This is a genomic window from Streptomyces sp. ITFR-21 (genome assembly GCF_031844685.1).
GTDB lineage: Bacteria > Actinomycetota > Actinomycetes > Streptomycetales > Streptomycetaceae > Actinacidiphila.
Genome location: NZ_CP134605.1, coordinates 5,478,796 through 5,497,769 on the forward strand (window position 1 = coordinate 5,478,796; position 18,974 = coordinate 5,497,769).

Annotated in this window: 16 protein-coding genes and 1 pseudogene; 12 read left to right on the forward strand and 5 right to left on the reverse strand. The window is 72.6% G+C overall.

The genetic code is table 11. The features are described 5' to 3' along the window. Window positions 1-3 precede the first annotated feature (3 nt). A complete protein-coding gene (locus tag RLT57_RS24540; protein ID WP_311299428.1) occupies window positions 4-1,149 on the reverse strand; it encodes a trypsin-like serine peptidase in 1,146 nt (381 codons plus the stop codon). Between the two features lie 257 nt (window positions 1,150-1,406). On the opposite strand from RLT57_RS24540, the gene RLT57_RS24545 reads away from it, so the two are divergent. The 4 genes and pseudogenes from RLT57_RS24545 to RLT57_RS33470 form a co-directional block, all read left to right on the forward strand. Continuing rightward, entirely contained in the window at window positions 1,407-2,777 is a 1,371-nt protein-coding gene (locus RLT57_RS24545) for a diaminobutyrate--2-oxoglutarate transaminase (protein ID WP_311299429.1), read from the forward strand. 100 nt (window positions 2,778-2,877) lie between these two features. After that, entirely contained in the window at window positions 2,878-4,722 is a 1,845-nt protein-coding gene (locus RLT57_RS24550) for an IucA/IucC family protein (RefSeq protein WP_311299430.1), read from the forward strand. Beyond that, a complete protein-coding gene (locus RLT57_RS24555) occupies window positions 4,722-5,471 on the forward strand; it encodes a GNAT family N-acetyltransferase (RefSeq protein ID WP_311299431.1) in 750 nt (249 codons plus the stop codon). Before RLT57_RS24550 ends, RLT57_RS24555 begins: the two co-directional genes overlap by 1 nt. 255 nt (window positions 5,472-5,726) lie before the next feature. Then, window positions 5,727-6,128, forward strand: a pseudogene (locus RLT57_RS33470) (FHA domain-containing protein); the annotation flags it as partial. A gap of 22 nt (window positions 6,129-6,150) precedes the next feature. Here the strand turns inward: RLT57_RS33470 and RLT57_RS24560 are convergent. The 3 genes from RLT57_RS24560 to RLT57_RS24570 are packed head-to-tail and all read right to left on the reverse strand — an operon-like array spanning window position 6,151 to window position 7,553. After that, window positions 6,151-6,333: a hypothetical protein gene (locus tag RLT57_RS24560; RefSeq protein ID WP_311300929.1), complete on the reverse strand. Its 183-nt coding sequence runs from the start codon at window positions 6,331-6,333 to the stop codon at window positions 6,151-6,153. Continuing rightward, entirely contained in the window at window positions 6,330-7,301 is a 972-nt protein-coding gene (locus tag RLT57_RS24565; protein ID WP_311299432.1) for an FHA domain-containing protein, read from the reverse strand. The genes RLT57_RS24560 and RLT57_RS24565 overlap by 4 nt, the downstream gene beginning before the upstream one ends. A gap of 21 nt (window positions 7,302-7,322) precedes the next feature. Further along, window positions 7,323-7,553: a hypothetical protein gene (locus RLT57_RS24570; protein ID WP_311299433.1), complete on the reverse strand. Its 231-nt coding sequence runs from the start codon at window positions 7,551-7,553 to the stop codon at window positions 7,323-7,325. A 172-nt stretch (window positions 7,554-7,725) separates the two neighbouring features. On the opposite strand from RLT57_RS24570, the gene RLT57_RS24575 reads away from it, so the two are divergent. Continuing rightward, window positions 7,726-9,711, forward strand: a complete 1,986-nt coding sequence (locus RLT57_RS24575; protein ID WP_311299434.1) for an ATP-dependent DNA helicase — start codon at window positions 7,726-7,728, stop codon at window positions 9,709-9,711. A gap of 139 nt (window positions 9,712-9,850) precedes the next feature. Here the strand turns inward: RLT57_RS24575 and lexA are convergent, their stop codons facing one another. Continuing rightward, window positions 9,851-10,630 (reverse strand): transcriptional repressor LexA, encoded by a 780-nt coding sequence (gene lexA, locus RLT57_RS24580; protein WP_311300851.1) that lies wholly within the window; start codon window positions 10,628-10,630, stop codon window positions 9,851-9,853. Window positions 10,631-11,133: 503 nt separating this feature from the next. Here lexA and nrdR point away from each other — a divergent pair. The 7 genes from nrdR to RLT57_RS24615 all read left to right on the forward strand — a co-directional run bounded on the left by nrdR (window position 11,134) and on the right by RLT57_RS24615 (window position 18,965). Beyond that, window positions 11,134-11,646, forward strand: coding sequence for a transcriptional regulator NrdR (gene nrdR, locus RLT57_RS24585; protein ID WP_311299435.1), 513 nt, complete (start codon window positions 11,134-11,136; stop codon window positions 11,644-11,646). A 185-nt stretch (window positions 11,647-11,831) separates the two neighbouring features. Further along, window positions 11,832-14,726: a vitamin B12-dependent ribonucleotide reductase gene (locus RLT57_RS24590; RefSeq protein ID WP_311299436.1), complete on the forward strand. Its 2,895-nt coding sequence runs from the start codon at window positions 11,832-11,834 to the stop codon at window positions 14,724-14,726. Between the two features lie 265 nt (window positions 14,727-14,991). After that, the gene (locus RLT57_RS24595; RefSeq protein ID WP_311299437.1) at window positions 14,992-15,762 is read left to right on the forward strand and encodes an MBL fold metallo-hydrolase; all 771 of its coding nucleotides are present in this window, start codon (window positions 14,992-14,994) and stop codon (window positions 15,760-15,762) included. A 161-nt stretch (window positions 15,763-15,923) separates the two neighbouring features. Beyond that, window positions 15,924-16,529 (forward strand): YdbC family protein, encoded by a 606-nt coding sequence (locus tag RLT57_RS24600; protein WP_311299438.1) that lies wholly within the window; start codon window positions 15,924-15,926, stop codon window positions 16,527-16,529. A gap of 133 nt (window positions 16,530-16,662) precedes the next feature. Then, window positions 16,663-17,325 carry a phosphoglycerate mutase family protein gene (locus tag RLT57_RS24605; RefSeq protein WP_311299439.1) on the forward strand — a complete coding sequence of 221 codons (663 nt, stop codon included), beginning with the start codon at window positions 16,663-16,665 and terminating at the stop codon, window positions 17,323-17,325. 218 nt (window positions 17,326-17,543) lie between these two features. Further along, a complete protein-coding gene (locus tag RLT57_RS24610; RefSeq protein WP_311299440.1) occupies window positions 17,544-18,230 on the forward strand; it encodes a ribonuclease HII in 687 nt (228 codons plus the stop codon). Between the two features lie 54 nt (window positions 18,231-18,284). After that, a complete protein-coding gene (locus RLT57_RS24615) occupies window positions 18,285-18,965 on the forward strand; it encodes a hypothetical protein (protein WP_311299441.1) in 681 nt (226 codons plus the stop codon). Window positions 18,966-18,974 lie beyond the last annotated feature (9 nt).

An 18,974-nucleotide genomic window follows, 5' to 3' on the forward strand; every position in this document is an offset into this window, starting at 1 on the left:
CGGTCAGCTGAACTTCCGGCTCATCCCGTCCAGCATCTTCTCCGCCTCGGCGCCCAACCGCGGTCCGGCCAGCCAGGTGTTGGTCGCCGGACCGATCGACGTGTTGCTGACCAGCGCCCTTTTGCCGTCGGGTCGAGTGGTGAACCAGCCGCCGCCCGAGGAGCCACCGGTCATCGTGCAGCCGATGCGGTACTCGGCCGGCGCGTCCGCGGCCACCGACAGCCGCCCCGGCCGGCCCACGCAGGCGTACATCCGCTGCCCGTCGAAGGGCGCGGCCACCGGGTAGCCCCAGGCGCCCACGGCGCCGATCCTCGTCACGGGCGGCGCGTCGAACCACACCGGCACCGCGGCACCGACCGTCTCCTCCAGCGATCTGCCGCCGGTCCCCTCCTCAGGGGTGACGTGCAGCACCGCGAAGTCGTACGCCGATCCGCCGCCGCCGCTCGGCGAACCGGACGCGATCCACTCGTCGGAGGTGCTCGCGCCGTCCGCCCACCACACGCCGTAGGGCGCCAGCACATCACGCGGGGCGCCCTTGAGCGCAGCCGTGTCGAGGCCTTTGTCGTCATAGGAGGGGACAAAGGCCACGTTGCGGTACCAGCCACCCGACTCGCCGGCGTGCACGCAGTGCCCCGCCGTCCAGACCAGGTCGGACCTGCCCGGGTGGGCCGGGTCCTGCACCACCGTCGCCGAGCAGGCCATCGACCCCTCGGGACCGTCGAAGAACAGCTTCCCGACGCCCGGCGCGCTGTCGTGATAAGGCGTCGCGACAGGACGGGCCCGGACGGGCGCCGGCGCCGGGTCGGTCCAACCCCGGTCGGCGTCGATGCCTGTAGAGACCCCCTTGCCGCCCTGGCCGGCGGCCTTCATCCGCTTGTCGCTCCACAGGCCGTCGATGATCGGATTGACGAAGTCCGCGGCCCTGCGCAGCCAGGTCGACCGGTCCCAGTTCCTCCAGCCCCCGTCCCGGTACGCCTTCTCCCACTTCTTGAGGTCCTTCAGGCTGGTGGGGAAGGACGTCGGCAGGGCGGGCGGTCGACGACCGGTACCGGTCGTCACCGAGCCGGCGGGCCGCGCGCCCGCGTGGCCCCCGGACCCCGACCAGCCGCAGGCGGTCGCCGCGGCCGCCAGCAGCATGGCAGCGGCCATGGCGGCCACCACGGGTCCGACTCTCCGTGACCCGGACGATGACATGGGCGGTCCCCCTCCCTGAACGTCGGCGCGCCGCACGGTCCTTGACGCTGTGGGGGACGATCGGCCGCCCGGCACGGTTCCGTGCGGAAAGTTCTGCGGCCGCCCGTGATCGGTTCGTCACCGCGTCGTTAGTAGAGGTGGGGGACGACGAGACGGGACGCCGAGCCGGAGGAGAACGCGTGGTGGCTTTGTCGAGTGCGCCGGGACGACCGGTGGCAGCGGCCTCCGCCCTCACCGCGGGCGAGGCGATTCTCCGCAGGCAGGCGCAGCGCGAGTCCGCCGCGCGCACCTACGCCCGCGCGTTGCCGGTGGTGCCGGTGCGCGCCCGGGGGATGACGGTGGAGGGCGCGGACGGCCGCCGCTACCTGGACTGCCTGTCGGGGGCCGGAACCCTCGCGCTCGGCCACAACCACCCCGTCGTCCTGGAGGCGATCAGGGCCGTCCTGGACTCCGGGGCGCCGCTGCACGTGCTCGACCTCGCCACGCCGGTCAAGGACGCCTTCACCACCGCGCTGTTCGAGACCTTGCCGGCCGAGCTCGCCGAGCGCGGCCGGATCCAGTTCTGCGGCCCGGCCGGCACCGACGCGGTGGAGGCGGCCCTCAAACTGACCAGGACCGCCACCGGTCGAGGTGGCCTGCTCGCCTTCTCCGGCGCCTACCACGGCATGACGGCCGGCGCGCTCGCCGCCACCGGCGACACCGCGGTACGGGCCGCGGCCGGCGACACCGACGCGCGCGTCACCCGGCTGCCGTATCCGTACGACTACCGCTGCCCGTTCGGCGTCGGCGGCGACCGGGGCGCGGAGCTGTCGGCGCGTTGGACCGCGCACCAACTCGACGACCCCAAGGGCGGCGTGCTGCCGCCGGCCGCGATGCTGCTCGAAGCCGTGCAGGGCGAGGGCGGGGTGATCCCGGCCCCCGACGCCTGGCTGCGGCGGATGCGCGAGATCACCGCGGCCCGCGGTATCCCGCTGATCGTCGACGAGGTACAGACCGGTGTGGGCCGTACCGGCACCTTCTGGGCGGTCGAACGCAGCGGTGTCGTGCCGGACGTGATGGTGCTGTCCAAGGCGATCGGCGGCAGCCTGCCGCTCGCGGTGATCGTCTACCGCGAGGAACTGGACGGCTGGCGGCCCGGTGCCCACGCCGGCACCTTCCGCGGCAACCAACTCGCCATGGCGGCGGGCACGGCCACCCTGCGCTTCGTGCGGGAGCACGCGCTGCACGAGCGGGCCGAGACGCTCGGCGCCCGCATGACGAGCCGGCTGCGCGGGCTGGCCGCCCACCAGCCCTGCGTCGGCGACGTACGGGGCCGCGGCCTGATGATCGGCGTGGAACTCGTCGACACCGAGGCCGAACCCGACGACTACGGGGCGCTGCCCAACGCGCCGCAACTCGCCGCCCGCGTCCAGCAGGAGGCGCTGCGGCGCGGCCTGATCGTGGAACTCGGCGGCCGGCACGGCAGTGTGGTGCGGCTGCTCCCGCCGCTGACCATGACCGACGAGCAGGCGGAAGCGGTGCTGGAACGGCTGGCCGGCGCGATCGAGGCAGCACGGGCCGCGACGCGCGGGGGCCCGGCGTGAAGCGGGCGGCCGGCCCGGTCCGGCGGCACCGCCCGCTCCGCACCCCTGACCCCTCCCCATGGGCGACCGCCCCGACCGCACCGACCCGTGGAGTCCCGGAATGAACGCGCCTTCACCACCGGCCACCGCGGCCGCGGACGCGGACGTCTCCGCGGTCGCGGACGCGTCGGCGTCCCACCGCGGCCGGCGGGTGCCGGCACAACGGGTCGACACCGGCCCCGGCACCGAGCCATCGGGGCACCCGGAGCCGTACGCCGCCGCCGACGCGATCGGCGTGGAGAACCTGCTGCGCTGCTGGGCACGGGAGACCGGGCTGTCCAGGCCGGCCGACGGACTGCTGCGGATCCCGCTGCCCGCCAGCGGCACCGAGGCGCACGCGGCCGTCCACCACTGGTCGGCGACCGGTCACCACCGCTTCGGTCCCGTCCTGCCTGCCGCCGACCGGCGCCCGCTGACCGCCGTGGAACTGGCGGCGCTGCTGGCCCGCGAGGGGGACGCCGACCCCGCGGAGGGCGCCGATCTGGTGGCGCGGGTGGCCGACTCGGTACGGCGCAGCGCCACCTTCATCGCCGAGCGCCGCGAGCGGCCCGGCCCCGCCGTACCCGAACTGCCCTTCCTGGACTCCGAGCAGGCCCTGATCCTCGGCCATCCGCTGCACCCGGCCCCTAAGGCCCGCGAGGGGCTCGGCGAGGGCGAGAGCGCCGCCTACTCGCCCGAACTGCGCGGCAGCTTCGCGCTGCACTGGCTCGCCGTCGACGCCTCCGTGCTGGCCGCCGACTCCGGCTGGACCGAAGACGGCCGCACGGTGCCGGCCGCCGATCTGCTGACCGCGCTCGCCGGACCCGGGCTGGAACTGCCCGCCGGAACCGCGCCGCTGCCGCTGCACCCCTGGCAGGCCCGGGACATCCGGCACCGGCCCGGCGTACGCGCCCTGTTCGACGCGGGGCTGCTGCACGACCTCGGCCCGCTCGGCGAACCCTGGCACCCCACCTCCTCGGTACGCACCGTCTACCGGCCGGGCTCGCCCCTCATGCTCAAGCTCTCGTTGGGCCTGCGCATCACCAACTCCCGGCGGGAGAACCTCCGCAAGGAGCTGTTGCGCGGAGCCGAGGTGCACCGGCTGCTGCGCGGCGGCCTGGTGACCCGCTGGCAGGCCGCCCACCCCGGCTTCGACATCGTTCGGGACCCGGCCTGGCTCGCGGTGGACACCGCCGACGGCGAACCCGTCCCCGGCCTCGACGTGGCGCTCAGACACAGTCCTTTCGGCGCCGGCCACTCAGCGCACTGCGTGGCCGGCCTCACCTCGCCGCGTCCGTGGCCCGGACTGCCCGCGCCCGCTCTGCGCTCCCGGCTGGCCGTCCTGGTGGCGGCCCTCGCCGGACGCACCGGCAGGTCCGGGGCGGCCGTCGCCACCGAATGGTTCCTGCGCTACCTCGACGCCGTGGTCAAGCCGGTGCTGTGGCTCGACGGGCAGGCGGGCATCGCGCTCGAAGCCCACCAGCAGAACACCCTGGTGCTGCTGGACGCCGAAGGCTGGCCCCGCGGGGGCCGCTACCGTGACAACCAGGGCTACTACTTCCGCGACTCGCACCGCGCCGCCCTCGAAGAACAGCTCCCCGGCATCGGCACGGCCAGCGACAGCTTCGTCACCGACGACGTCGCGGACGAGCGCTTCGCCTACTACCTCGGCATCAACAACGTCTTCGGCCTGATCGGCGCCTTCGGCTCCCAAAGCCTGGCCGACGAGCAGGTACTGCTCGCCGCCTTCCGCCGCTTCCTCGCCGCCGACCGGCAGGGCAGCAGCCTCCCGGACCGGCTGCTGCACTGCGCCCGGCTGCGCTGCAAGGCCAACCTGCTGACCCGGCTGCACGGACTGGACGAACTCGTCGGCCCGGTCGACACCCAGTCCGTCTACGTCACCATTCCCAACCCGCTGGCCCGCTGATGCCTTCCGCCGATTCGAGCACCGAGGACACGCTCGACCTGAGGCTCCCCACCGAGGTCCTCGCCCTCTTCGCCGCCACCCCGCAGTACGGGGACTCCGCGTCGGCGCCCGGACTCCCGGAGCGGCCGGCCGGCTGCTCGGGCGTCCACGGCGGCCCTGCCTGCCCCAGCCGCCCGGCCGACCTGCTCGACCGCGTCGCCGGCTGGCCCGCCGCCGAGACCTCAGCCGGGTCCTTCCGGCTCGTCCCGGTCCGGCTGGAGCGCGACCTGGCCCTGGTCACCGGCTGGATGAACGACCCGGCGGTCGCCCGGTTCTGGGAGCTGGCCGGCGACCCGGGCGTCACCGAGGGCCACCTGCGCCCGCAACTGTCCGGCGACGGCCGCAGCGTCCCGTGCCTGGGCGTCCTCGACGGCACTCCCATGAGCTACTGGGAGGTCTACCGCGCCGACCTGGACCCGATCGCCCGCCACCACCCGATCAGGCCGCACGACACCGGCGTCCATCTGCTGATCGGTGATGCCGCCGACCGTGCCCGGGGCCTGGGCAGCGTCCTGCTGCGCGCCGTCTCCACGATGGTGCTCGACAACCGGCCCGCCTGCGCCCGCGTCGTCGCCGAGCCCGATCTGCGCAACACGCCCTCCGTCGCCGCGTTCCTCAGCGCGGGCTTCCGTCTTGGTGCGGAGGTCGACCTCCCCGGCAAACGCGCGGCTCTGATGGTCCGCGACCGCGCGCTCCGCCATCTGCTCTGACCGCTCCCCTGCGGGCGCCCACTCGATTCGGCACGGTACGGCCGACATGCCGTCAGCCGCCGGCCCATCCTCAGGCATACGGCTCCCGGGTCCGGCGCGGGCTGCGATGCGGGACGGGCCGTGACCGGAGGGAGCGGGGTCGCCATGGGCGCCATCGGTGCGGACGGGAGCCTGCGGACCTGCCCGGAGTGCGGCACTCCCGGCGTCCGGCCGGGTCAGCTGGTGTGCGGGGGCTGCTTCGTACCCTTCTCCCTGATGCCGTCCCGCCGGTGCCCCGGAACCGATCCCGACCCCACCGACGCACTGCCCGAAGCCGCCCCGGACACCGAACCGATCCGGATCATCGAGCTGTCGCCCGGCGCCGCCGCCCGGCAGACCGGCTCGGGCACCCCGCCCAGCGCCCTACGGCTGCTCTTCCCGGGTGGCGAGACCGTGTCCGTCGAGCCCGGTGTACGCCTCAGGTGCGGCCGCGAACCCCGCCTGTGCCCCGATGCGGCGTTCCTCGCCGGCTACGGCAGCCTGTCCCGTGTCCACGCCACGGTCGCCGTTGAGACCGACGGTTCCGCCTGGATCACCGACGAGAAGTCCACCAACGGCACCTATGCGTACGGTCACCGACTGGCCTCCGGACAGCGGGCCGCGCTGCGGCCCGGGGACACCGTACGGCTCGCCGCCGACATCACCGTTCGCGCCAGTCGGCGCGCAGGGTCAGCACCTTCACTGCCACCGGCCGCCCAAGGCGCTCGTCGACAGCCGCGTATACGTGCCCGAAGCCGCCGCCGCCCAGCGACTCCGCCAGCCGGTAGCGGCCGCCCAGGAACGTACCGGGCCCTGTTCCGGCAAAGGCCCGGCCCTCGCTCACCTCTGTCCGCCCCCGCCGGTCCCGCCGTCCCCGCCGGTCGAGCCGTCCGGGTCGTCCTGACCGTTTCGGCCGTCCGTGGACGGGAGGTCCGGTGAGAGGCCCAGCATCGTCGGCGCCGCCACGGCCCCGGCAGCCGGCCCAGGGCCGACCGTACCGTCCGTCGCGTCCTCCTCGAAGACGAACCGACGGCCGCTCGGCAGCAGTTCCAGCCGGTCGTGCAGCATGACGGAGTCACCGGGCCGCGGCCGCCACAGCGTGCCGTGGCGCAGCGGCAGCAACTCGTCTTCGGCCGGCCGGTTGTGGCGGATCCGGGTGCCGTTGGCGCTGCGCTCGTCGACGACGGTCAGCGCCTTGCCGTCATAGGAGAGCACCACGTGGGTGCGGCTGACGGAGACCACCGACGCGTCGCCGATCCAGGCGCCGAGCGGCACCCCGCCGTCGGCCGGGGCCCGGCCGACCGCCAGCGGCTCGCCGGCCGTCACCATGAAACGGCCCTTGACCGTGCCGCCCATCAGCACCTTCACCTGGGCGCGGCGCGGACGCGGCCCCGCGTCGGTGAGCGGCTGGCCGTGCGTCGGGCAGAGCACACGGTCCCTGCGGCGCCTGGGCAGCGCGGTGCTCGGCCGATCCCCGCCCCCGAAGAGCGGGCAGCCGGGCTCCGGGCAGTGCCCGTCGCGGCTGAGCACCGAGTGGTGGGCGGACGGCGCCCAGCGGCGCAGCACTCCGGCCTCCAGCAGCAGCCCTTCCTCCTCCTTGCGGGACACCTGCCACTCGGCGGGCACCGGCTTGATCCGCGGACGTACCCCGATCCGGCCGTCCGGCCCCAGGAAAGGACGCAGGAAGCGACCCCGGGAGCCCGGAAGCCAGGGGTAGGCACGGTGGAAGTCGAGGAAGTTGTCGGCGCTGACCACCCGGAGTTCCAGGGCGTCCGCCAGCTCCAGGATGCGGTCGTCGGCGCGGGGCAGCACCTCGAGCAGTCCGTCGCGGTATCAGCGGTCCAGCCGCCGGCGCTCCTCGGCGGTCAGCCGTCCGTCGGTGAGCAGCGAACGGTCGGTGATCGCGTACACCTGTACGGTCGCGTCGCGCGCGAAGGCGGCCAGCGCGTCCAGCAGGCCTTCGAGTCGGGCCAGGTCCGCCGGTCTCCCGCCGCCGAGGACCGGTTCACGGACGACGTCCGCCACATCGACGACGTATTCGGCGGCAGAGGCATCCAGCGTCAAACGGCTCTCGCACCGCATGTGACCAGAAGCTAGCACCGGCCGACCGGAGTGGTCCGGGGAACGATCGGCCCGGCTGCGTACCGGGACCGGCGGTGGCCGAAACCGGTCCCGGGCGCCTCGCGCGGGCGGCGTTGTCAGTGGCTCGCCGTAGGCTGGCCCCCCTATGAACGCCATGCCCTCACCCGCACTCACCGACCTGCTGCACGCCGCCGTCACCGCCGTCGGCGGCACCGAGCGGCCCGGTCAGGTCACCATGGCCGAAGCCGTCGCGGCAGCCGTGGACGACTCGTCCCATCTGCTCGTCCAGGCGGGCACCGGCACCGGGAAGTCACTCGGCTATCTGGTGCCCGCGCTCGCCCAGGGGGAGCGGGTCGTGGTGGCCACCGCCACCCTCGCCCTCCAGCGGCAGTTGGTCGAGCGCGACCTGCCGCGCACGGTGGAGGCGCTCAAACCGCTGCTGCGCCGCGAGCCGCAGTACGCCATGCTCAAGGGCCGGTCGAACTACCTGTGCCTGCACCGGCTGCACGAGGGCGTGCCGCAGGACGAGGGCGAAGGGCTCTTCGACCCCTTCGAGGCCGCCGCCGCGACCAGCAAACTCGGCCAGGACCTGCTGCGGCTGCGGGACTGGGCGGACGAGACCGAGACCGGTGACCGGGACGGGCTGACCCCCGGTGTCTCCGACCGCGCCTGGAGCCAGGTCGCGGTCACCTCCCGGGAGTGCCTCGGCGCCACCAAGTGCGCCTACGGCGCGGAGTGTTTCGCCGAGGCGGCCCGGGAGCGGGCCAGGCTCGCCGAGGTGGTGGTCACCAACCACGCGCTGCTGGCCATCGACGCCATCGAGGGCGCGCCGGTGCTGCCCAGCCACGAGGTGCTGATCATCGACGAGGCGCACGAGCTGGTCTCGCGGTTCACCGGGGTCGCGACCGGCGAGCTGTCCCCGATCGGCGTCAACCGGGCAGTCAAACGCGCCGCCAAGCTCGTCAACGAGAAGGCCGCCGACGCGCTGCTGGGCGCCGCGGAGGGCTTCGAGCGGGTGATGGAGCTCGCCCTGCCCGGGCGGCTGGTGGAGATCCCCGAGGACCTCGGCTACGTTTTGGCGGCGCTGCGCGACGCCTGCCGCCAGGTGATCACCGCGCTCGGCGACACCCGTGACAAGTCCGTGCAGGACGAGGACGCGGTGCGCAAGCAGGCCATGGCCTCGGTGGAGCACATCCACGAGGTCAGTGAGCGCCTGGTCCGCGGCGCGGAGGACGACGTGGTGTGGTGCGAGCGCCACGACCGGTTCGGGGCGTCGCTGCGGGTCGCGCCGCTGAACGTGTCCGGGCTGCTGCGGGAGAAGTTGTTCACCGATCGTTCGGTGGTGCTGACCTCGGCCACCCTGAAGCTCGGCGGCGATTTCAACGGGGTCGCCGGGACGCTCGGGCTCGCCCCGGAGGGCACCGAGGGCGAGGACGTCCCGCCGTGGAAGGGCATCGACGTCGGCTCGCCCTTCGACTACCGCAAGCAGGGCATCCTCTACGTGGCCCGGCATCTCGCCCAGCCGGGCCGGGACAGCGGCCGGGAGGACATGCTCGACGAACTCGCCGAGCTGATCGAGGCGGCCGGCGGTCGTACCCTCGGGCTCTTCTCGTCCATGCGCGGCGCCCAGGCGGCCGCGGAGGCGATGCGGGGGCGGCTGGACCACCCGGTGCTGCTGCAGGGCGAGGAGACGCTGGGAGAGCTCATCCGGCGGTTCGCCGACGACGCCCGCACCTGCCTGTTCGGCACGCTGTCGCTGTGGCAGGGCGTGGACGTACCCGGCGCCAGCTGCCAGCTGGTGGTCATGGACCGGATTCCGTTCCCGCGGCCGGACGACCCGCTGATGAGCGCCCGGCAGAAGGCGGTCGAGGAGCACGGCGGAAACGGCTTCATGGCGGTGGCGGCGACGCACGCGGCGCTGCTGATGGCCCAGGGCGCCGGCCGGCTGATCAGGGCGACGGGGGACCGGGGCGTGGTGGCCGTACTCGACCCGAGGCTCGCCACCGCCCGCTACGGCGGTTTTCTGCGGTCCTCCATGCCGGAGCTCTGGTACACCACGGACGGCCGGCAGGTGCGGAAGTCGCTGGCGGCCATCGACGCGGCGGCGAGGACGGCTGAGGCGGCCGTACAGCCGGTCTGAGCGGCTCCCGCTCTCCCTCTTCTGCCCCCGCCCCTGCTCCCCCTGCCCGCGGGCGCCCCGGACAGGGGGAGCCCGCGGACGCAGAAGGGCCCCGGAACCGGCGCAGGGGTTCCGGGGCCCGGATGGAGAGGCCAGGCGCTCAGACCCGGCGCAGAACCGCCACCACCTTGCCCAGGATGGTGGCCTCGTCACCCGGGATCGGCTGATAGGCCGCGTTGTGCGGCAGCAGCCACACATGGCCGGCGTCCCGCTTGAAGCGCTTCACCGTCGCCTCGCCGTCGAGCATCGCCGCGACGATATCGCCGTTCTCCGCGACGGGCTGGCGCCGTACCGTCACCCAGTCGCCGTCGCAGATGGCCGCCTCGATCATCGAGTCGCCGACCACTTTGAGTACGAACAGTTCGCCGTCGCCGACCAGCTGCCGGGGCAGCGGGAAAACGTCCTCGACCGATTCCTCGGCGAGAAGCGGGGCCCCCGCCGCGATCCGCCCGACGAGTGGCACATAGGACGCGGAGGGCTTGCCGGTCGTGTCGGTCGGCTGCGGATGACCGGCGTCCGAGGCGCGTACCTCATAGGCGCGCGGCCGGTGCGGGTCGCGGCGCAGAAAACCCTTCCGTTCCAGAGCCATCAGTTGATGGGCCACGGAGGAAGTGCTGGAGAGACCGACCGCCTGGCCGATCTCGCGCATGGAGGGCGGATATCCGCGCCGCTGCACCGAGTCCCTGATGACCTCGATTACCCGGCGCTGGCGTTCGGTGAGTCCCGAGCTGTCGGCGCGAATCCCCGGGGGCCGTCCGGGAAGTGAGCGCGTGGGCTTCGGGGGGCTGTCTTCGTTCATCACGTCCAACGCGCCGATTCGATCCGGGGAGCGGTCAAGTGCGGTCAATGTCGCTGTGGCGCTCTCTGCGGTGGCGGTCACGGCGGCCCCTTTCCAGATGTTCTCCACCGCATGGACTGCGGTCGGCCCGTTCGCGGCACGGGCAGTTAGTACAACGGTAGTGGGTTTCGAAAGGTTGCGCCAAACACACGTTCGAGTGAATTTCCATAAATCCGCTGACGTGATCAAGGTACCGGGTGTATTGCTCGAATGGAAGTTCGATTCCCAAAACTGCCGGTGCCGCGGCTCCCCGGCGGCACGGCTCAGTGTGTCACCGCCGTCCCCGGCGCGTTCACCGAAGCCGTATCCTCGATCTTCCCCTACGCTCTGACACGCCGCGACCCCGGTCCGTGGCTCCGGCGCGTCGAGGGCCCCGGGTGGACACGCTCACCATATCTAGTGGTTAGATGGGCCCCGGCCACCACAAGTTGTGGTCACGGAGTTCGCGCTGAGACGGTTTCCACGCCGTTCGCAGCTGTGCGAGGTCCCCGGAAGCCGTTCGCCGCGCGCTCTCACCGCCGGTGAGGAAGGGATGTGGAAGACCCGTGCACTGCCCCTTCTGCCGACACCCCGACAGCCGCGTCGTCGACAGCCGCACCACCGACGACGGGACCTCGATCCGCCGTCGGCGGCAGTGCCCGGACTGCGGCCGTCGCTTCACCACGGTCGAGACGGCGTCCCTGATGGTGATCAAGCGCAGCGGGGTCACCGAGCCCTTCAGTCGCAACAAGGTGATCGCCGGCGTGCGCAAGGCGTGCCAGGGCCGCCCGGTCACCGAGGACGCTCTCGCGCAGCTCGGGCAGCGCGTGGAGGAGGCCGTCAGGGCCACCGGCAGCGCCGAGCTGTCGACCCACGACGTGGGCCTGGCCATACTCGGCCCGCTCCAGGACCTCGATCTGGTGGCCTACCTGCGCTTCGCCAGCGTCTACCGGGCCTTCGACTCGCTCGAGGACTTCGACCGGGCCATCACGGAGCTGCGCGAGCAGCTGCCACCCACCACTCCTGGCGGGCTCGACGAGGAGCTCGGGGTCCGCACGCCGACCGGTGCCGACGGCTGAACACCGACCGGCCGGGTGCTGACCGGCCGGGCGCTGACCGGCTGAACGCCGGGCGACCGGGTGCCGACCCCAGGACCCAGGACTCGCCGAAGCGCCGCTGTGCGGCGCCGAGGCGCCAGAACAACACCGTGCTACGGGAAGAAACCCGGCACATCAGGGCGTTTTCACCCGTATAGGGAGGCGGAATGACCGAGACGACGAACGGCGCGGCACGCGGTTCGCGCACCAGGGGACCGAAGGGGAGCAAGGGACTGCGCGTCGAACGCATCCACACCACGCCGGGCGTGCATCCGTACGACGAGGTGGTCTGGGAGCACCGCGACGTCGTCATGACCAACTGGCGCGACGGCTCGATCAACTTCGAGCAGCGTGGCGTGGAGTTCCCCGACTTCTGGTCGGTGAACGCGGTCAACATCGTCACCAGCAAGTACTTCCGCGGCGCGGTGCGGACCCCGCAGCGGGAGCAGAGCCTCAAGCAGCTCATCGACCGGGTGGTGCGCACCTACCGCGCGGCGGGTGAGGAGCACGGCTACTTCGCCTCCCCGGCGGACGCCGAGGTCTTCGAGCACGAGCTGACCTACGCGCTGCTGCACCAGGTGTTCAGCTTCAACTCCCCGGTGTGGTTCAACGTCGGCACCACCCAGCCCCAGCAGGTCTCGGCCTGCTTCATCCTGTCCGTCGACGACTCCATGGACTCGATCCTCGACTGGTACAAGGAAGAGGGCATGATCTTCAAGGGCGGTTCGGGCGCCGGCCTGAACCTGTCCCGTATCCGGTCCGCCAAGGAACTGCTCTCCTCCGGTGGCAACGCTTCCGGACCGGTCTCCTTCATGCGCGGGGCCGACGCCTCCGCGGGGACGATCAAGTCGGGCGGTGCCACCCGCCGCGCCGCCAAGATGGTCGTCCTCGACGTCGACCACCCCGACGTCGAGGCGTTCATCGAGACCAAGGTCAAGGAGGAGGAGAAGATCCGCGCCCTGCGCGACGCGGGCTTCGACATGGACCTGGGCGGGGACGACATCGCCTCGGTCCAGTACCAGAACGCCAACAACTCGGTCCGGGTCAACGAAGAGTTCATGAAGGCGTACGAGACCGGCGGGAAGTTCGGCCTACGGGCCCGGATGACCGGCGAGGTCATCGAGGAGGTCGACGCCAAGGCGCTCTTCCGCAAACTCGCCGAGGCCGCCTGGGCGTGCGCCGATCCCGGTATCCAGTACGACGACACGATCAACCACTGGCACACCTCGCCGGAGACCGGCCGGATCACGGCCTCCAACCCGTGCAGCGAGTACATGCATCTGGACAACTCCAGCTGCAACCTCGCCTCGCTGAACCTGATGAAGTTCCTCCGCCAGGACGACCAGGGCAACCAGGAGTTCGAGGCCGAGCGCTTCGCCAAGGTCGTCGAGCTGGTCATCACCGCGATGGACATCTCCATCTGCTTCGCGGACTTCCCGACCGAGAAGATCGGCGAGACCACCCGCGCCTTCCGCCAGCTCGGCATCGGCTACGCCAACCTCGGCGCGCTGCTGATGGCGACCGGCCACGCGTACGACTCCGACGGAGGCCGCGGTCTGGCCGGTGCCATCACCTCCCTGATGACCGGCACCTCCTACCGGCGGTCCGCCGAACTCGCCGCCGTCGTGGGCGCGTACGACGGCTACGCCCGCAACGCCGACGCCCACAAGCGCGTCATGCGGCAGCACTCGGACGCCAACACCGCGGCCACGCGGGTCGACGACCTGGACACTCCGGTCTGGGCGGCCGCCACCGAGGCGTGGCAGGACGTGCTGCGGCTCGGCGAGAAGAACGGCTTCCGCAACGCCCAGGCGTCGGTGCTGGCCCCGACCGGCACCATCGGCCTGATGATGGACTGCGACACCACCGGCGTCGAGCCCGACCTGGCGCTGGTGAAGTTCAAGAAGCTGGTCGGCGGCGGCTCCATGCAGATCGTCAACAACACGGTGCCCGCCGCCCTCAAGCGGCTCGGCTACCAGCAGGAGCAGGTCGAGGCGATCGTCGCGCACATCGCCGAGCACGGCCACGTGATCGACGCGCCGGGCCTGAAGCACAAGCACTACGAGGTCTTCGACTGCGCGATGGGCGAGCGGGCGATCTCCGCCATGGGACACGTCAGGATGATGGCCGCGGCGCAGCCGTTCCTGTCCGGCGCGATCTCCAAGACGGTCAACCTGCCGGAGTCGGCCACCGTCGAGGAGGTCGAGGAGGTCTACTACAAGGGCTGGAAGCTCGGCCTGAAGGCACTGGCGATCTACCGCGACAACTGCAAGGTGGGCCAGCCGCTGTCCGCCAAGAAGAAGGGCACCCAGGACGCCAAGGCCGAGGCTCCGGCGCCGGCCGGCGGGGCGGCCGCGGTGGAGAAGGTCGTCGAGTACCGCCCGGTCCGCAAGCGCCTGCCCAAGGGGCGCCCGGGGATCACCACGTCCTTCACCGTGGGCGGCGCCGAGGGCTACATGACGGCGAACTCCTACCCGGACGACGGTCTGGGCGAGGTCTTCCTGAAGATGTCCAAGCAGGGCTCCACCCTGGCGGGCATGATGGACGCCTTCTCCATCGCGGTCTCGGTCGGCATGCAGTACGGGGTCCCGCTGGAGACCTACGTCTCGAAGTTCACCAACATGCGCTTCGAGCCGGCCGGCCTCACCGACGACCCCGACGTGCGGATGGCGCAGTCCATCGTGGACTACATCTTCCGCCGCCTCGCGCTGGACTTCCTGCCGTTCGAGACGCGCTCCGCGCTCGGCATCCACTCCGCTCCGGAACGCCAGCGGCACCTGGACACCGGCTCCTACGAGCCGGCCGACGACGAGGTGGACGTCGAGGGGCTGGCCCAGTCCGCCCCGCGCGAGCCGGAGCCGACGCGGGCGCCGCTCACCGTGGCCAAGCCGGCGGCGGCCACCCCGGCTCCCAAGGAGGCCCACAGCTCCACCGAGCTGCTGGAGATCCAGCTCGGCCTCAACGCGGACGCCCCGCTGTGCTTCTCCTGCGGCACGAAGATGCGGCGGGCGGGCAGCTGCTACGTCTGCGAGGGCTGCGGGTCGACCAGCGGGTGCAGCTGATCCGGATGCGTTGTGACGCGGCGCGGTACGGCCTTCAGCCGCGGTGCGGCTGAGGCGCTGACCCGGCCGATCAGCAGGGGGCGGCCGCTGGGAGACCGGCGCCCGCCCCCTGCGCCGCCGCGGACCTCCTCCGGTCCGCTGCCCGCGCCTGCTTTGCCCCTCGCCCCCGCCCGCGGTTCCGCGCGGCTTGCGCGCAGGCGGGAACAAGCCCAGGGTGCGAGGTGATGGTGCTGGCGGAAGACCGACTCGGTACGGGGGCACGGCCATGGCAGGACTGGACATCCGTTACGTCGGCGGTCCGACGGCGGTCATCGCGGTCGGCGGGCTGCGGCTGCTGACCGATCCGACCTTCGACCCGCCGGGGGACTACCCGATCGGGGCGCGGGCGCTGACCAAGACCGCGGGACCCGGCGTCACGGCCGCGACGCTCGGTCCGGTGGACGCCGTACTGCTGTCGCACGACCAGCATCCCGACAACCTCGACCGGTCGGGGCGGGCGCTGGTGGCGCGGGCGCCGCTGGTGCTGTCCACGCGCGCCGCGCGGGAGCGGCTGCGGGGCACGGTGAGGGCGCTGCCAAGCTGGGAGCACACCGAGCTGCCGCGCCCCGGGGGCGGGGTCCTGCGCGTCACCTGGGTGCCCGCGCTGCACGGCCCAGATGGCAGCGAGAAGCTGGTCGGCGAGGTCACCGGATTCGTCCTGTCCGGCGAGGGCCTCCCGACGGTGTACGTCAGCGGTGACAACGCCTCGCTCGACCTCGTACAGGCCGTCGCCGACCGGTTCGCCCCCTTCGACGCGGCCCTTCTGTTCGCCGGGGCCGCCCGTACCCCGCTGGTACCGGACGCGCCGCTCACCCTGACCAGCGAGCAGGCGGCGCGGGCGGCGGCGGTACTCGGCGCCCGCGCGGTCGTACCGCTGCATTTCGAGCACTGGGGGCACTTCACCGAGGACGGTGACAGTCTGGAGGCTGCTTTCGCGGCGGCCGGCCTGGGCGGGCGGCTGCACCGGCTGAAGCCCGGCGGGTCCGTGACGTTCTGATCGTCGTCGGCTTGCGGCTGCGACGGCCGCGGAGGCCGCGACGGCGGCGAGGGACGGTGGCGTGGTGCGGCGGGGCCGAGGGGCCGCCGCAGGCCGGACCGGATCCCGCGCCGGCCGTTCGGCGGGCGGTCGCGGCGCCCTGACGCCATTACGATGGCGCGGTGCTGGTGAAGTGGATACGCTGCGGCGTCGTCGATCGACCCGGGTTCGACCGGGGGCAGCGCGGGTGGGCCGCGCTCAGGGAACAGTCCGGGTTCCGCGGCCAGGGCGGCGGCTGGAGCCGGGCGCAGCCCGGAGTGGCGCACCTCTTCGCCTTCTGGGACGAGCGGCGGTCGTACGACGCGTTCATGGCGGGGCCGCACGACGGCATGGCGACCGCCCAGCACGGCACCTTCGAGATGCTCGCCGTCAACCTCTTCGAGCACCGGCTGGACGTGAAGGTCGGCTTCGAGCCGAGGTTCGCCGACGCGGACCTGCTGCGGGTGGCGCTGTGCAAGGTGCGGCCGGAGCGCGTCGACCACTTCACCCTGATGCAGCAACGGGTGTGGAATCCCGCCATGGCGGGCTCACCGGGCATGCTGCGCGGTGTCTTCGGCCAGGGCACGGTCAACGACTTCCTGGTGCTGTCGATGTGGAACTCCGCCACGGAGCACGGCAAATACCGGGAGGGAGCGGTGTCCCGGCTGTCCGAACGGGCCGAGCTGGACGACGACGTGCTGTCCGTGGCCGGCGACGTGGTGGACGTCGAGCAGGCGTGGACGGTCTGAGGGCGCGGCCGTGAGCGCCGTCGGGCCGGTCCGGCCGGGGCGCGGTCGGCCCCGGCCGGGCGTGGCGGCGCGGAGCCGCGGCCCTTGCCGCCGTGGCGCGCAGCGGAACCGGCCGGGCAATAGGCTGACCGTCATGGGACGCCCTCGCCGCATCGTGCTCATCCGGCACGGCGAGTCCCAGGGCAACGAGGACGACACCATTTACGAACGGGTGCCGGATCACGCCCTGGAACTCACCGCCGAAGGAGTTCGGCAGGCCCGGCGGGCCGGTCCGCGGCTGCGCGAGCTCTTCGGCGGCGAGCGGGTGCAGGCGTATGTCTCCCCGTACCGCCGCACCTGGCAGACCTACAACGAACTCGGCCTGGACCAGCGGCTGATCCGGGCCCGCGAGGAGCCGCGGCTGCGGGAGCAGGACTGGGGCAACCGGCAGGACGTCGAGGACATCCAGCGGCAGCGCAAGGCCCGTGACTCCTACGGTCATTTTTTCTACCGGTTCGCGATGGGGGAGAGCGGCGCCGACGTCTACGACCGCGTGGGCTCCTTCCTGGAGACGCTCTACCGGGCCTTCGCCCAGCCCGACTTTCCGCCGAACGTCCTTTTGGTCACCCACGGGCTGACGATGCGGCTGTTCTGCATGCGCTGGTTCCACTGGACCGTCGAGGAGTTCGAGACCCTGTCCAATCCGGCCAACGGCGAGACCCGGATGCTGCTGTCCGGCAGCGACGGCCACTACTTCCTGGACCGGCCGTTCGAACGCTGGGTCACCCCGGACCCGCCGAGTGCCGGCCGTTGGTGATTTCCGGCCATGGCCCGGCCCAAGGCCCGGCCCAGGGTCGGGTCAGGATCGGGCCGAGGATCGCCCCGGGGGATCCGTGACACCGGGATTCCGCCGGTCAGCGGGTGTTCCGGGCCGTTCCGGGCGCCGACGCGGGGCGCATCCCGGCCCGTGCCCGTTCCACCGGCTTGATCTCCCCCTGTGGCAGGCGGGTTGCCGAGGGGTAGGCTAAGGCAGCCATGCCGTACGAACCCCCAACCCACAGCGTCGAACGCTCGATGCGCGCCACCCTCGGCGTCCGGACCGTCGCCGGTGTGGACGAGGTCGGACGAGGCGCCTGGGCCGGACCCGTCACCGTCTGCGCGGCGGTCACCGGGCTGCGCCGCCCGCCCGAGGGCCTCACCGACTCCAAACTCATCACACCCAAACGCCGTACCCGGCTTGCCGCGGTGCTCACCGGCTGGGTGACCTCGTACGCGCTCGGCCACGCCTCACCCGAGGAGATCGACAGCCAGGGCATGACCGCGGCCCTCCGGCTGGCCGCGGTACGCGCCCTGGAGCAGTTGCCCGAGCGGCCCGACGCGGTGATTCTCGACGGCAAGCACAACTACCTGGGCGGATCCTGGCAGGTGCGCACCGTGATCAAGGGCGACCAGTCCTGCGTCGCGGTGGCCGCGGCCTCCGTCATCGCCAAAGTGCGCCGGGACGCGGCAATGGCCGAACTGGCCCCCCAATACGCCCCCTTCGCTTTCGCGGACAACGCCGGATATCCGTCCCCCGTTCACCGGGCGGCCCTTGAGGAGTACGGGCCGACCGGGCTGCACCGGCTTTCGTGGTCGTACCTGGACGCCATGCCGCGCTGGCAGCACCTCAAGAAGGTGCGGGAGGGCGTCGGGACAGGGGAACAACTCGGTTTCGATTTCTGATTTTGGCCCCGTACACCGCTGCGCATTCGTGCCGCGTTTGATAGACATCAACTCATGCCTCTCACCCCCGAGGAGCCTCAGATTCACGAGAGCGTCCCGGGTCCCCGCACTGCTCCGGCCGCCGGCCGGAGTGCGTCGACCCCCCGTCCCGTTCCCGGCCCGCCGCGACCCGCGGCACCACGGCCCGCACCGCCTAAGGAGGCGTCGCCGGCCGGCGTACGTCCCGGCCGGCCCGGTCCGAGCCGCCCCGCCGGTAACGGCACCGCCGCCGTCCCCCCGGGGCCGGCCACCCCGGCCGCCGCGGCGAACCCGAGCGGAGCGCCCGACCAGCGCGCCGCCGCTACCGCGCAGATCCAGCTCATCCCCGCCCCTGCCGACGGCGCGACGGACGCCGCCGACGAGACGGTGGACCTGCTGCTCGACACCGGACGGGCCCCCGGCGAGATCCTGGTCCTCACCACCGGCGACCCCCATCCCTGGGCCGCGCACGAGCTCTCCTTCGGTGAGGACTCCTACTGGGCGCAGCACGACGCCGGCGACGACGTCTTCTACGCCGACATCAGAGCCCCGCGGATCGGTGACCGCCCGGTCGTGATCGTGGCGCTCAACGGCGGCTCCGACGAAACGATGCCTCAGGCCCTGGCAGGGGCGCTCTCGCACGCGGGAGTGCTGCTGATCGTGTGCGGGGACCCGGCACGCATCAACACGCTGTTGGGCGCTGCCGCCGGTTCCTGAGCGATCCGG

Excerpts from the sequence above, each read along its gene's own strand:
- RLT57_RS24605 (WP_311299439.1), top strand. The coding sequence starts at position 16,663 with ATGGGACGCCCTCGCCGCATCGTGCTCATCCGGCACGGCGAGTCCCAG.
- RLT57_RS24615 (WP_311299441.1), top strand. The coding sequence starts at position 18,285 with ATGCCTCTCACCCCCGAGGAGCCTCAGATTCACGAGAGCGTCCCGGGT.
- RLT57_RS24575 (WP_311299434.1), top strand. The coding sequence starts at position 7,726 with ATGCCCTCACCCGCACTCACCGACCTGCTGCACGCCGCCGTCACCGCC.
- RLT57_RS24595 (WP_311299437.1), top strand. The coding sequence starts at position 14,992 with ATGGCAGGACTGGACATCCGTTACGTCGGCGGTCCGACGGCGGTCATC.
- RLT57_RS24590 (WP_311299436.1), top strand. The coding sequence starts at position 11,832 with ATGACCGAGACGACGAACGGCGCGGCACGCGGTTCGCGCACCAGGGGA.
- RLT57_RS24550 (WP_311299430.1), top strand. The coding sequence starts at position 2,878 with ATGAACGCGCCTTCACCACCGGCCACCGCGGCCGCGGACGCGGACGTC.
- RLT57_RS24610 (WP_311299440.1), top strand. The coding sequence starts at position 17,544 with ATGCCGTACGAACCCCCAACCCACAGCGTCGAACGCTCGATGCGCGCC.
- RLT57_RS24555 (WP_311299431.1), top strand. The coding sequence starts at position 4,722 with ATGCCTTCCGCCGATTCGAGCACCGAGGACACGCTCGACCTGAGGCTC.
- RLT57_RS24540 (WP_311299428.1), bottom strand. The coding sequence starts at position 1,149 with ATGGCCGCTGCCATGCTGCTGGCGGCCGCGGCGACCGCCTGCGGCTGG.